The following is an 11,934-nucleotide window of genomic DNA, read 5'->3' on the forward strand; positions in this document are numbered from 1 at the left end:
GGCCTGATCACCGCCAGCGTNGGAGCGGGTGGAGCAAGGCACGCAACTGGTGGACAAGGCCGGGGCCACCATGACCGAAGTGGTGGCAGCCATCCGGCGCGTGACGGACATCATGGGCGAGATCAGCGCCGCCAGCAGCGAGCAAAGTGCAGGGGTGGGCCAGGTGGGAGAAGCGGTCACGCAGATGGACCAGGCCACGCAGCAGAACGCAGCGCTGGTGGAAGAGATGGCCGCAGCGGCCAGCAGCCTGAACAGCCAGGCGGGCGAGCTGGTCAACGCGGTGGCGGTGTTCAGGCTGGCGGGCGATGGCGCAGGCAGCCAGCGCAGCACGTCCCCTGCACCGGCCCCGGCGGTGCGCAAGCCGGTGGCCATGGCGGCACCGGCGGCGCGGGCGGCCGTAGCGTCCAGGCCTNGCGCCCAAGGCTGCAGCGGCCGCGGCCCCCAAGGCGCCGGCCAAGGCGGCTGGGGGTGGGGATGATGAGTGGGAGAGCTTTTAGAGAAGCGATGCAGTGCCCCGCTGCGCAGCCTGGCACATCGTGTGCGCCCCTCCCCCGATCGGGCCATTGGCTGACACGCCGGCGCCGCACGGCCCCTACCATGGTCTTTTCACAAGGGGGGCCACCATGGCAAAAGGCACAGGGCGAGCGACGCGCGGGCGGGTACAGCTGAATCTGGCGCTGCAGGGCGGCGGCGCGCAGGGGGCATTCACCTGGGGCGTGCTGGACCGCCTGCTCGAAGAAGAGGACATCGACATCGGCAGCATCAGCGGCAGCAGTGCCGGCGCGCTGAACGGCGCGGCATTGGCCACCGGCATGGCGCGCGGCGGCCGCACCGGTGCGAAGGAGCACCTGGCGATGCTGTGGGAGCAGGTGGCGCAGGCCGGCTCGTTGATGACTCTTCTGCTGCTGCCCCTGCGCAAGCCTGGCATGGGCCTATGGGACGACGCCCTGCCCGTCCTGTCCCCGTACCAGGCCAACCCCATGGGCATGGCGCCGCTGCGCTACATCCTGAACACCTTGGTGGATGAAAACCTGCTGCGCAAGGCCGACACCGCGCCGAAACTCTTCGTCAACGCCCTGCACGTGCAAAGTGGCAGCGGCCGCGTGTTCGGCCCGGCGGACATGAGCATCGACGCCGTACTTGCCTCCGCCTGCGCGCCGCTGTCCTACCAGGCGGTGCAGATCGACGGCGAATCCTACTGGGATGGCAGCTACGCGGCCAACCCGTCGCTGTGGCCGCTGTACGAGGATGCGCTGGACACGGACATCCTGCTCGTGGAGCTGACCCCGCTGCACCGGGCCGAGACGCCCTTGTTTGCCAAGAACATCCTCAACCGCATCAACGAGGTGGCGTCGGTCAATGGCCTGGTGTCGGAGCTCCGGGCGCTGGAAATCATCAATCGCAACGTGCCGGGCGCCGACATCCGCATGCATGTGCTGAGCCTGCCCGATCAGCCTGCAGGACTGCTCGCCACCGAGCCTTCGATCAAGCGCACCGTGGGGCGCGTGCTGTTCGAGATGCTGCGCCAAGACGGGCGCAGGGCATGCGATACCTGGTTGACGGAACACGGCGCGCACCTGGGCCGGCATGCGACAGCGGACATCACCGCGCGCTATCTGAGGCCCCATACGCAGCAGCGGGACATGGCTTTGTCCTGAGCCGCTGGCTGGCCAGCTAGCCGCTGCCCGGCGGAACCTGTGGCGCAGCAAATGCGCGGCTGAGATAGCGCGAGCCCTTCAGCCCGAAGCGCCAGGGCACGTCCACCGCTTTGGAAATGCCGATGCGCGGGCCTGCCACGATCTGGTCCGCACCCTCCTGCGCTGCCAAGGCATCCGCCTGCAGCAGCGCAAAAGGCGGCATGTGCAGCGGCACGCCGTTCATCCCCGCATCGATGCCCAGCGCCTGCGCCAGGCGCCCCGGGCCGGCGCACAGCAAGCGCACGTCCTGCAAGCCACGGCGCTGGCGCATGGTGTCGATGCCGTGCGTGGGTTCCAGCGCGCGCAGCAAGACGCCCGCGCCATGGCCCGCCTCGCGGCACACGGTATTCAGGCACCAGTGCAGCCCATACGAGCGGTAGACATAGGCACGGCCGGGCGGGCCGAACATGGCCGCATTGCGCACCGTGGGCCCGCCAAAGGTGTGCGATGCCGGGTCTGTCTGGTCATAGGCCTCGGTCTCCACGATGCACCCGCCCACGCCGTCCACCAGCAGCGTCATGCCGATCAACCTGCGCGCCACCTCGTGTGCAGGGGCGGCAAAGTCGATGTCGGCCACCACCAGCGGGTGGCGTGGCGACAGGTCCGTCAAGCTACGCGCCACGGCATCTCCAGGCCTTACGCCTGCACGGCCTCTTCGATGGCCGCTGCCTGGCCAAGCTTGCCCAGCTTGTCATCGGTGGCCTTCTCTTCGGCCAGCGATGCCTGCAGCAGTGGCAGTACCGGCGTGTAGCCCAGCTTGGTAGCCAGAGCGATCAACGTGCTGTAGCTGGCGATCTCGTAGTGCTCCACCTTCTGCGCCGCACCGATCAGGGCCACGTCGAGCACGGGCCCCTTGTCGATTTCGTCGATCAGGTCCTTGCCCTCCTCCACCAGGCCCTCCATGGCGGCGCACTTGATGCGCTTGAGTTTGAGGTTCAGGATCTCCACGATCTCGTCGATGCGCTGCACCTGGCCCCGGGTCTCTTCCAGGTGATCGAGAAACGCCTGAGCCAGTTGTGGGTCGGCCGCTGCGCGCGCCATCTGCGGGAGGGAGCGGGTCATCTGCTTCTCGGCACTGTAGGTGTCCGACAACTCGTGCAAAAAGAGGTCTTCGACAGTTTTTACGGCCATGAAAATGCTCCTTGGGTTGAAAAGGGGCTATGGTGATTGCGGATCATTTCGCTGCTCGTAAGACAACAGCTTGTGGAAGTGCGAGCCTGCCTGGCGCCGCCGCGCTTGCAATCGCCCTATCCTCGTTCCATTGCCGACCTCCAGTTTTGCCAGCCCTCGCGCGCCATCGCATCGCATGGTGGCCGGCCACCGATTCACGGGAGACCCATGCCTTCATTCAACGCCGGTCACGCGCAGGTCTTCCAGCCCGGGCGGCTTACCCTCGGCTTCATGACGCCCTTCGGCCACGCCGCTGGCGCCATGGCCGATATCCAGGAGACCCCCCGCCTGGCCGCGCTGGCCGACGAACTCGGCTTCGCGGCCCTATGGGCGCGCGATGTGCCGCTGATGATTCCCCAGGGCAGCGACAACACCGCGAGTGCGCTCGACGACCCCTTTCTGTGGCTGGCAGCGCTCGCCTCTTCCACGCGCCGCATCGCCATCGGCGCAGCGGCCATCGTGTTGCCGCTGCGCCACCCGCTGCATGTGGCCAAGGCAGCGCTGTCTCTGGACCGCATCAGCAACGGCCGCTTCATCCTGGGGCTGGGCTCGGGCGACCGGCCCGAGGAATTCGCATCCTTCGGCGAAAACGTGGAAGCGCGTGGCGATGCCTTTCGCGACCGGTGGCCACTGGTACGCGCAGCGCTGTCGCCCGAGCCGCAGGAGCGACAGGCTTTGTTGACGGCAACAGGCGGCTACGACCTCATGCAGCCGCCAGCAGCGCGCATCCCCATGGTGGTGGTCGGCTCGGCCCGGCAGTCGCTGCAATGGACTGCCGCCCATGCCGATGGTTGGGCCAGCTACCACCGAGAGGAGGCAAGGCAGCAAGGCCGTATTCATATGTGGCAGCAGGCGCTGGACCAGAAGGCGGCGGGTGAGCGCAAGCCCTTCGTGCAATCCGTACAGCTCGACCTGCTGGCCGATCCGGCAGCCGGCGCCGTGCCGCTGGAGCTGGGGCTGCGCACGGGGCGCAATGAACTCATCGCCTACCTGCAGCGCCTGCAGGCCATGGGCGTGGGGCATGTGCTGTTCAACCTGGCACAAGGCAGCGGCCGCACACCGGCCGAGGTGCTGCGCGAGATCGGGGAGCAGGTTATGCCCAGCCTGTGACGGCGCGCATGCGCGCGCCCGGGAGCGCCATGGAACCATGGCACCATCGCCTCCACCGCCACCACAACTGCCCCTGGAGTGCCCCGATGCTGATCAACTGCGTAGCCTATGAAAACGGCGCCAAACTGGCTGATATCCCTGTCGCCGATATCAGCGAGTACATCGTGCGGCCCGGCTGCTTCGTATGGGTGGCGCTGGCCGACGCCACGCCCGAAGAGCTCAACGAAATGCGCGAGGAGTTCGGCCTGCACGAGCTGGCGGTGGAAGACGCGCACCACGGCCACCAGCGGCCCAAGGTCGAGGAGTACGGCCCCTCCCTGTTCGTGGTGATGCACCTGCTGGAGCCCGAGCCCGAGCGGCCTGGCCATTTCAGCGCGGGCGAGGTCGATGTCTTCGTCGGCCCCAACTACGTGCTCTCGGTGCGCAACCGCAGCAAGCAGGGGTTTCTCGGTGTGCGCGACCGCTGCGAGCACGAGCCCGACCTGCTGCGCCATGGCTCCGGCTTCGTGCTCTATGCGCTGATGGACGCCGTGGTGGACCGGTACTTCCCCATCATCGATGCCCTCGAAGTCGAACTCGAACGCATCGAGCACCAGATCTTCACCAAGAAGGCCGCCCGCGACAACATCGAGCAGCTCTACCACCTCAAGCAGCGCGTGATGCTGCTCAAGCATGCGGTGTCGCCCCTGCTGGAAGGCGCCAGCAAGCTGCACGGCGGCCGGGTGCCGCAGATCTGCATGGGGTCGCAGGAATACTTCCGTGACGTGGTGGATCACCTGGTACGCATCAACGGCCTGATCGAGGGTATGCGCGACACCATCGGCACGGCGATTCAGGTGAACCTCTCGATGGTGACCATCGAAGACAACGAGATCACCAAACGCCTGGCCTCGTGGGCCGGCATCTTCGCCATCTGCACTGCCTTTGTCGGCGTGTGGGGCATGAACTTCGAGCACATGCCCGAGCTGAAATGGCGCTACGGCTACCCGGCTGCGCTGCTGCTCATCGTGAGCGTGTGCTCCTATGTCTACTACCGGTTTCGAAAGGCTGGATGGCTGTGACTCTTGAACTGTGAAACGCATTGCACCAGGCCTCGCTGGCGGCGGCCTTCGGCTGCCAACATTTTGTTGCGCTCGGATGCTCGACCGGCGCAGCACAATCCGGCATCCTTGACTCTGCCGGTTCATGCCTTCAAGCCCCTGGACTGGCTGCGCGAACAGCAAAAAACAGAATCTTCGGGAGCCCTTCATCCATGCCACTGGCACACACTGCCTTGCGCGCGCCGCGGGTGCCCGTCAGCACCGAGCCACTGGTGGCTCTGGTGGGCGGCATGCAGCAGCTGTCGGTAGACGTTTTTGCGCCGCGACCGAACCTCCGATGAACGAATACATACTGCTCATGCACACCGACGCGCCCGACACCCAGGCCGCCGATGACCCCGAGCGCTGGGGACAGTACCTCAGCCACCTGCGCAGCACCGGCCAGTTCGATGGCGGCAGCGCCATCGGCCCCGGCGAGCGCGTGCGCAAGAACCAGCCCGGCCAGGCCGCCACCGGCGGGCCCAACGGCTTCATCCGCGTGCGGGCGGCCAGCCTGCAGGCAGCCAAGGAGCAGTTTCTCGCAGGCAACCCCGTGTACGAAGCCGGCGGCACGGTGGAGGTGCGGGAGCTGCCGCGCAATTAACCTGGGCGACAACTGCGCCGCCCCCCATCCACGGAGCCAATCACCATGGGCCGCAAGGAATTCGAAGCATCACGGGCCGACGGCGTGCACGCGCAACTGGCGCGCATGGCCGGGCAGTGGCAAGGCCGCTTTCGCCTCTGGTTCGCGCCCGGCGAGCCAGCGGACGACACGGTGCAGCGCGGCAGCATCCGCGTGCTGCTCGGTGGGCGCGTGCTGCTGCACGAATACTCGGGCCACTGCAATGGCGAGCCGATGGAGGGCGTGGCCCTGATCGCGCACCACCTGGACGAACACCGCTACGAATCGGCCTGGGCCGAGAGCTTTGGTACCGGCACCGCCCTCATGTACAGCACCGGCGCCAGCGGCGACCCGCGCCTGTCGGTGCTGGGCAGCTACGCCGACGGCCAGGGCGGCCCGCGCTGGGGCTGGCGCACGGCGATCGAGCAGCCCGACGACGACACCCTGGACCTGCGCATGTACAACATCACCCCCGATGGCGTGGAGGCCCTGGCCGTGGAGGTGAACTACCGCCGCGTACCAGCCGCTGACCAGGCGAACCCAGGAGACAGCGTTTGAAGCCCACGCACTACCCGTTGATCGCAGGTGCACTCGTCCCGCTCGCCCTGTTCGTGGCCGGCCAGCCCGAGGCGGCCGGCGTAGTCTTCTTCCTGTGCCTTGTGGTGGAGATGATCGTCTCGGCCATCACCGGCAAAAAGGGCAACGATACCGAGCGCTGAGGATTGGCGCTGAGTGTCCCTCTGCCTGGCGGCGACTTTCCATGAAACCGCGCTGCTCAAGCGGTGCCACCGGGTCTGGTGCCGAACATCGCCTGGACGCTGTCACCCTGCAGGCTCCTGATGCGCTGCAGATCACCGGCCGGCCCTCTGGGCCTGACCCCACCGTTTCCACCGCTTACCGTGGAGCCTGCGCCTGCATGCCGAAGTACTGCGCAAACCCGGCCAGGCCACCAAGGCGGCGGTGGAACAGCTCCGGGCGCGGGTTGGGCACGCGCTGCTGGCCATAGCGCTGCGCGCGCTCGGCCAGCGCGGGGTCACCCGCACAATGCGCCAGCGCCAGGCCGGCGACCGCTGCCTGCAAAAAGACCTCCGGGCTGGCCTCGCGGCCATCCAGGCGCAGGTAGCCCGCCAGGTCTGCGCAGCCATCGAGCAGCGGCAGCAGCTCCCGCACGGCCCACTGTGTGTACAGGCCCAGAAACTGGTCCAGCGCATGCGGCCCCATGCAGCGAAAGCTCGGCTCGTAGGGCTTCTGTTCGTCCCGCCGGCGAAACGCGGCCAGCTCCGGCCATTGCGTGCGCGCAAGGGGGATGGTGTGCTGGGGCTCGCACCACTTCGCCAGATCGGGGGGCAGACGGGGTTCGATCTCGCACGACATCCACAGGTCCCAGTGCTGCTCTGACCAGGACTGCGGCGTCATCTCGATGCGCTGCTGCCCCAGCGCCGTGTCACGCACCATGGCCAGTGCGTCGTGGGTCTGCAGGCCGGTGCGCCAGCAAAGCTGAAAGCCGCTGGGCGCAAAGTGGGGCAGCACCAGGGCACGCACCCGCCCTTCGAGGTACGAACGCCCGGCATCCAGGCCGGCTGCGGCGACCGGCTCCACTGCGGGCTCTGGCCAGTTCACGGGCGTGCGCCCCTCGGGGGTCAGGCACCAGTTGCCTGGCAGAAAAACCTCGCCCGTCTGGCCGTCGTAGACCGTCAGGCCCAGGGCCAGGGCCTGGTTGACCAGCACGGGCAGCACCCGATCCATCAGGTCGGTGTCCACGCCCAGCGCCCAACTCGCGTGATCAACCCGCCCGTCCGGCGCCCCCTCGATCCAGGGCGATCGGGTTTGCCCATCGCGCCGGTGCGGAAAGGCCTGAACCAGCCCGGCCGCAAGTGCCGCGAACTTGGGGTTCGGTGGCGCGGGCTGGCAGTCCAGCCGGGCCTGCAGGGCGTCGGCCTCGGCCCAGGTTTGTGGGCTGGGGTGATGCTCCCAGATGTGAACGACGTAGGTCATCGGTGTGCTTTCTCAAAACCTGTTGACGATCTCCCGAGGGTCGCTGCCCGCAGGGCCGGGGTGACATCGGGCCGATGGGGCTGGAATGCCTGGCGCCCCCCGGCTGCCAGCATGGGCGCAGGCCCATGCGGCGCACCCGAAACATCCCCCATCCCGATGGCGTCCCTCGCACTCCCCGGCACAAAGCCAGTCCTCTCCTGTGGCAATGATAGGGGTCAGCTACGATCCCTTCATGCCCCTGGTTCTCTCGGCAACCGGCGACGAGGTGGAGCGGGTGATGGTGGTTGGCAAGACCATTGTGCAGGCCAGCCCAGCCATCACACCACGCCCTCAGCCAGCCGGCCTTGCGCGAGCAATTCGCGGGTGCGTTGCAGCGTCGAGAGCAGCGCGCTGCGGTAGCCCTTGTCGCCGTCCATCCAGGCCTGCTCCGCCTGCTCTTCGGGGCCGCCGGGCTGCTTGTCGCGCAGGCCCAGGTAGCCGTAAAAGCGCAGCTGCAGCTGCCCGTGTTCGTCCTCGAACAGCTCGTTGACAATGGCGCCTTCGCGCGGGCCGCTGGCCTGGAAGAAGGTGACCTTGCTCAAGGGCTCGAAGGCGATGATCTCACGCACATCCTGACCCGCGATGGTGGCCTCGCGCACGATATGGGTGCCGCTGTCCTGCACCACCTCGCAGTGGGTGCACAAATTCGGCGGCAGAAAAAGCCGAGCATCGCGGGCCTTGAGCACCAGGCCCGCCCAGGCCTGGGCGCGGGTGAGCGGCACTTCGCCCTGTGGGTTGACGGAGACGGTGGCGGTGGAATAGATCACGGTGGTTTCCTTTCGGTGATGTTGCTTTTTGGAGGGGTCACTGCGCGGCGCTCAAGCCGCAGTGGCATTGGCAACGGCGTGCACAAAGTCGCGGTACGAATGCAGCGGGCGGCCCAGCAGCTGCACCAGGCGCTCCACGTCGCCCGCCTCGGGCACCATGCCGTCGGTGATGAAGCGCTCGGCCATCAGGCGCATGTCGTAGGCCATCCATTGCGGCATGGCGTTGCGCAGGTTGGTCTCGAAGCCGGCGGTGTCGTCACCGCCATAGGCCACGGTGCGGCCCAGCGCGGCGGACCAGAGGGCGGCTACCGCGTCGCCGGTCAGCGTGTCGGGGCCCACCAGGTTGATGCGCGCCAGCGGCAGCGGCTCGCTCGCACGCTCGCGGCGCAGCAGCTCGATGGCGGCGACCTCGGCGATGTCGCGCACGTCCACCATGGCCAGGCCCTTGTTGCCGATGGGCATGGGGTAGACACCGTAGTTGCGCACCACGTCCTTGATGCTGTGGTCGTTGTCCATGAAGTAGGCCGGCCGCAGGATGGTGGCGCCAAAGCCCATCTGCTCCAGCATGCGCTCCACCCCGAACTTGCCCGCGAAGTGCGGCACGTTCAGGTAGCGGTCGCTGTGGATCACCGACAGGTAAACCACGCGCTTTATGCCCGCCTCGCGGGCCAGGTTCAGCGCCAGCAGCGCCTGCGTGAACTCGTCGGGCACCACGGCGTTGAGCAGAAACAGCGTGGAGACGCCCTCGAAAGCGCGCCGCAGCGCGTCCACGTCGAGCAGGTCGCCCTGCACCGTTTGCACGCCCGCCGGCAGGTTCGCCCGGGCGGGGTCGCGCACCAAAGCGCGTAGTTCGGCGCCGCGGTTCACGAGTTGGTTGACGACCTGGCGGCCTACGTTGCCCGTGGCGCCGGTGATGAGGATGGTCATGGAAATGCTCCGTTGCATGTTGAAGGAGCCCTGATCTTCTTTGTTCCGCCTGATGTCCGATAGCCGTTATATTTAGACTTTGCGTCTCACTGGTGGAACACATGGATCTGCTCGCATTGGCCGACTTCACGCTGGTGGCCCGGCATGGCGGCTTTGGCCGCGCCGCGCGCGAATCGGGCCGGCCCAAGGCCACCCTGTCGCGCCGGGTGGCCGACCTGGAAAGCGGCCTGAACCTGCGCCTGTTCGAGCGCGGGCCGCGCGTGCTCAAGCTCACCGAAGAGGGGCGCGCGCTGTACGAGAAGACCTCGGTGCTGCTCGCCCAGCTCGACGAGAGCACCACCGCCATCGCCAGCGGCGGCGGCGCGCCGCGCGGGCGGCTGCGGGTGAGCGCGCCCCTGCTCTTTTCGCAGGCCGCCATGGGCAAGCTGGCCGCCCGCTTTGCCCTGCAGCACCGCGAGGTGCGCCTGGAGGTGACGACCGAAGACCGGCCGGTGGACATGGTGGAAGAAGGTTACGACCTGGTGATCCGCGTCAACCCCGACCCGGACGAACGCCTGGTCGGGCGCATCTTCATGCGCGACCGCATCGTGGTCGTTGCCAGCCCCGAGCTCGGCCGGCCATCGGGCGCCACCCCTGTCCCGGCCGTGCTGCGTGGGGGCGCAGGCGCGGACGCCGCCGCCCCTGCCACCACCTGGGACCTGACCGACGCCAAGGGCAAACCAAAGCGTCTGGCGGTGCAACCCGTGCTGCACCTGTCCTCGCTGTTCATGGTGCGCGATGCCGTGCGCGCCCAGGTGGGCGCCGCATGCCTGCCCCTGTCGCTGGTGCTGAACGACCTGGCGGCCAGCACCCTGGTGCAGTGGGGCGAGGTGCCGAGCCCGGAGATCGCGCTGTGGGCGCTCTACCCCTCGCGCCGGCTGCTGAGCCCGCGCGTATCGGCCTTTCTGGACCTGTTGAAGGAGGCGTTTCCGCAAGGCACACCGCAGGAGCTGGCGGCCTACATCGCGTGAGATGGCAGGGCTTGCAAAGACCAGCGTGCCAGCGGCTGCAGGCTATGCCGCGTGGGCACGCAGCCAGGCGACCATATCGGCAGTCACCTCGTCGCGATTTGTCTCATTGAGGATTTCGTGGCGCGCTGCGGGGTACAACTTGACGGTCACGTCCGCTATGCCTGCATCACGGTAGCGCTGGCCCAGCAGCTGAATCAGTGCACCGCTACCGGCCAGCGGATCGACGTCGCCAGAGGCAATCAGGATGGGCAGGTCACTGCGGATGCCCGCCAGCAGCGCCGGGTCCGCCAGCCGGGACGCGGGGGCGAACAGCGAGGGGATCACATCGCCCGGTACCTCCCACCCGCACCAGGGGTCGGCCACATAGGCATCGACCTCCGCCTCGTCCCGTGAAAGCCATTCGTACCCGGTACGGTGCTCAAAGCCTGCATTGAATGCCGCGAGCCCCGCCGGCGCATCGGCGGGCGCATTGGCCATGGCAGCGGCCAGCGCGTCGAGCGCGGTGGAGCCGGAGAGAATGACACCGGCCCATGTCGATGCGTGGTCCAGGATCGCCGCTTGCGCTGCAAACGAACCCATCGAATGGGCCAACAGAAACACCGGAAGGCCGACATGCTGCGCACGCAGTGCCGATCCATACTGGGCCACATCGGCAATCAGCCCGCTGAAACCAGCGCTGCCGAAATCGCCCAGCCGAGCACCGCCGGTACGCCCGTGTCCACGATGATCGACCGCGTGGACCACAAACCCCGCGGCATTGAGCTGCCTTGCAAAGCGGTCGTAGCGTTCACCATGCTCGGCAAGTCCGTGGGCAATCTGCACCACACCGGTGGGGCGTCCAGCGATGTCGGCCCAGGTGTAGGTCGCGACCTTGGTGCCGTCTGCGTTGGAGAGAAATGAAGAGGTCGAAGTGCTCATCCTTTCATTCTGACACGCCGGTGTTTTGGGGTGCAAGGCGGGCATTGGAATCGCCCCAGAACCAGGCCGTTCCGCCTGCCTTTGCCGCGGTGTCGGACGTCAGCAGCTGCGAAAAACCGCTGCCGATCTGCACTGGCGAGGTCTCGTAGAACACCTTGTTCTTCAAGAGCGCGTGGCCCCACATCCACAGGCTGCCGTCCGCCTTGAGGGCCACCATGTAGCGGCTGCCCACGGCGACCTGGGTGAAGCCGGCGCCGATGTTGACCGGCTTGTCCGTGTTGACCGAGGTGCCGTTGCCCAGGTCCACAGCGGCTGACGCGTGTCCATCCCCCATTCTTCGCAGGGAGCCACGCGCTCGACGGGTGTACACCCGAGCGAACGATGGGCACGACGGCCGGCGATGCACAATGGCCGCCATAGGCAATCGTCGCCATCCGCCTCCGGGGCTGGCGGCCACAACACCAGGAGGTCAGGCTTGAAACCCATGCACTATTTTTCCCTTGCAGGTGTGCTCGTCCCGCTCGTGCTGTACGTGGATAGACATCATGGTCGCCGCGCCCTGGATAGGCGGCCGGTCTCCGACATCGTAGATTGCGTCCA

At 67.4% G+C, this 11,934-nt stretch carries 14 protein-coding genes and 1 pseudogene; 8 read left to right on the forward strand and 7 right to left on the reverse strand.

The window, feature by feature from the left end:
- Nucleotides 1-21: 21 nt before the first annotated feature.
- Together ASE28_RS33155 and ASE28_RS20425 are read left to right on the forward strand one after the other, a co-directional pair.
- A pseudogene (locus ASE28_RS33155) lies at nt 22-412 on the forward strand (methyl-accepting chemotaxis protein); the annotation flags it as partial.
- Nucleotides 413-623: 211 nt separating this feature from the next.
- Nucleotides 624-1,658: a patatin-like phospholipase family protein gene (locus ASE28_RS20425; protein ID WP_057268270.1), complete on the forward strand. Its 1,035-nt coding sequence runs from the start codon at nt 624-626 to the stop codon at nt 1,656-1,658.
- Between the two features lie 16 nt (nt 1,659-1,674).
- On the opposite strand, the gene ASE28_RS20430 is transcribed toward ASE28_RS20425, so the two are convergent.
- Both ASE28_RS20430 and ASE28_RS20435 read right to left on the reverse strand, forming a co-directional pair.
- A complete protein-coding gene (locus tag ASE28_RS20430) occupies nt 1,675-2,319 on the reverse strand; it encodes a DNA-3-methyladenine glycosylase (RefSeq protein WP_082608184.1) in 645 nt (214 codons plus the stop codon).
- Between the two features lie 14 nt (nt 2,320-2,333).
- Nucleotides 2,334-2,828, reverse strand: coding sequence for a ferritin-like domain-containing protein (locus ASE28_RS20435; RefSeq protein ID WP_057268271.1), 495 nt, complete (start codon nt 2,826-2,828; stop codon nt 2,334-2,336).
- A 207-nt stretch (nt 2,829-3,035) separates the two neighbouring features.
- Between ASE28_RS20435 and ASE28_RS20440 the strand changes: the two genes are divergently transcribed.
- The 5 genes from ASE28_RS20440 to ASE28_RS32255 all read left to right on the forward strand — a co-directional run bounded on the left by ASE28_RS20440 (nt 3,036) and on the right by ASE28_RS32255 (nt 6,397).
- Entirely contained in the window at nt 3,036-3,977 is a 942-nt protein-coding gene (locus ASE28_RS20440) for a TIGR03571 family LLM class oxidoreductase (RefSeq protein WP_057268272.1), read from the forward strand.
- An 86-nt stretch (nt 3,978-4,063) separates the two neighbouring features.
- Nucleotides 4,064-5,038, forward strand: coding sequence for a magnesium and cobalt transport protein CorA (locus ASE28_RS20445; protein ID WP_057268273.1), 975 nt, complete (start codon nt 4,064-4,066; stop codon nt 5,036-5,038).
- A 316-nt stretch (nt 5,039-5,354) separates the two neighbouring features.
- Complete coding sequence (locus ASE28_RS20450) at nt 5,355-5,660, forward strand: hypothetical protein (RefSeq protein WP_057268274.1); 306 nt, start codon at nt 5,355-5,357, stop codon at nt 5,658-5,660.
- 45 nt (nt 5,661-5,705) lie between these two features.
- Complete coding sequence (locus ASE28_RS20455) at nt 5,706-6,236, forward strand: DUF1579 domain-containing protein (RefSeq protein WP_057268275.1); 531 nt, start codon at nt 5,706-5,708, stop codon at nt 6,234-6,236.
- On the forward strand, nt 6,233-6,397 hold the full coding sequence (locus tag ASE28_RS32255) for a hypothetical protein (RefSeq protein ID WP_157422075.1): 165 nt from the start codon (nt 6,233-6,235) through the stop codon (nt 6,395-6,397). The genes ASE28_RS20455 and ASE28_RS32255 overlap by 4 nt, the downstream gene beginning before the upstream one ends.
- Nucleotides 6,398-6,572: 175 nt before the next feature.
- Here the strand turns inward: ASE28_RS32255 and ASE28_RS20460 are convergent, their stop codons facing one another.
- From ASE28_RS20460 to ASE28_RS20470, 3 genes are all read right to left on the reverse strand, one after another.
- The gene (locus ASE28_RS20460) at nt 6,573-7,673 is read right to left on the reverse strand and encodes a hypothetical protein (RefSeq protein WP_057268276.1); all 1,101 of its coding nucleotides are present in this window, start codon (nt 7,671-7,673) and stop codon (nt 6,573-6,575) included.
- A gap of 317 nt (nt 7,674-7,990) precedes the next feature.
- Entirely contained in the window at nt 7,991-8,479 is a 489-nt protein-coding gene (locus ASE28_RS20465) for an AtaL-like protein (protein WP_057268277.1), read from the reverse strand.
- A 51-nt stretch (nt 8,480-8,530) separates the two neighbouring features.
- Nucleotides 8,531-9,406, reverse strand: coding sequence for an SDR family oxidoreductase (locus ASE28_RS20470; RefSeq protein ID WP_057268278.1), 876 nt, complete (start codon nt 9,404-9,406; stop codon nt 8,531-8,533).
- 101 nt (nt 9,407-9,507) lie between these two features.
- Between ASE28_RS20470 and ASE28_RS20475 the strand changes: the two genes are divergently transcribed.
- Complete coding sequence (locus ASE28_RS20475; RefSeq protein ID WP_057268279.1) at nt 9,508-10,416, forward strand: LysR family transcriptional regulator; 909 nt, start codon at nt 9,508-9,510, stop codon at nt 10,414-10,416.
- Nucleotides 10,417-10,458: 42 nt separating this feature from the next.
- Here ASE28_RS20475 and ASE28_RS20480 read toward each other — a convergent pair whose 3' ends face one another.
- Both ASE28_RS20480 and ASE28_RS20485 read right to left on the reverse strand, forming a co-directional pair.
- A complete protein-coding gene (locus tag ASE28_RS20480; protein ID WP_057268280.1) occupies nt 10,459-11,334 on the reverse strand; it encodes an alpha/beta fold hydrolase in 876 nt (291 codons plus the stop codon).
- Nucleotides 11,335-11,338: 4 nt separating this feature from the next.
- Nucleotides 11,339-11,668, reverse strand: coding sequence for a hypothetical protein (locus tag ASE28_RS20485; RefSeq protein WP_157422076.1), 330 nt, complete (start codon nt 11,666-11,668; stop codon nt 11,339-11,341).
- Nucleotides 11,669-11,934: the final 266 nt, after the last annotated feature.

Origin of the sequence: Acidovorax sp. Root219, from assembly GCF_001428665.1 — a bacterium.
Lineage (GTDB): Bacteria > Pseudomonadota > Gammaproteobacteria > Burkholderiales > Burkholderiaceae_C > Acidovorax.

What these genes read in the sequence shown, in the direction of transcription:
- ASE28_RS20425 (WP_057268270.1), top strand. Translation starts at nt 624, where the DNA reads ATGGCAAAAGGCACAGGGCGAGCGACGCGCGGGCGGGTACAGCTGAAT.
- ASE28_RS20435 (WP_057268271.1), bottom strand. Translation starts at nt 2,828, where the DNA reads ATGGCCGTAAAAACTGTCGAAGACCTCTTTTTGCACGAGTTGTCGGAC.
- ASE28_RS20440 (WP_057268272.1), top strand. Translation starts at nt 3,036, where the DNA reads ATGCCTTCATTCAACGCCGGTCACGCGCAGGTCTTCCAGCCCGGGCGG.
- ASE28_RS20445 (WP_057268273.1), top strand. Translation starts at nt 4,064, where the DNA reads ATGCTGATCAACTGCGTAGCCTATGAAAACGGCGCCAAACTGGCTGAT.
- ASE28_RS20450 (WP_057268274.1), top strand. Translation starts at nt 5,355, where the DNA reads ATGAACGAATACATACTGCTCATGCACACCGACGCGCCCGACACCCAG.
- ASE28_RS20455 (WP_057268275.1), top strand. Translation starts at nt 5,706, where the DNA reads ATGGGCCGCAAGGAATTCGAAGCATCACGGGCCGACGGCGTGCACGCG.
- ASE28_RS20460 (WP_057268276.1), bottom strand. Translation starts at nt 7,673, where the DNA reads ATGACCTACGTCGTTCACATCTGGGAGCATCACCCCAGCCCACAAACC.
- ASE28_RS20470 (WP_057268278.1), bottom strand. Translation starts at nt 9,406, where the DNA reads ATGACCATCCTCATCACCGGCGCCACGGGCAACGTAGGCCGCCAGGTC.
- ASE28_RS20475 (WP_057268279.1), top strand. Translation starts at nt 9,508, where the DNA reads ATGGATCTGCTCGCATTGGCCGACTTCACGCTGGTGGCCCGGCATGGC.
- ASE28_RS20480 (WP_057268280.1), bottom strand. Translation starts at nt 11,334, where the DNA reads ATGAGCACTTCGACCTCTTCATTTCTCTCCAACGCAGACGGCACCAAG.
- ASE28_RS20485 (WP_157422076.1), bottom strand. Translation starts at nt 11,668, where the DNA reads ATGGGGGATGGACACGCGTCAGCCGCTGTGGACCTGGGCAACGGCACC.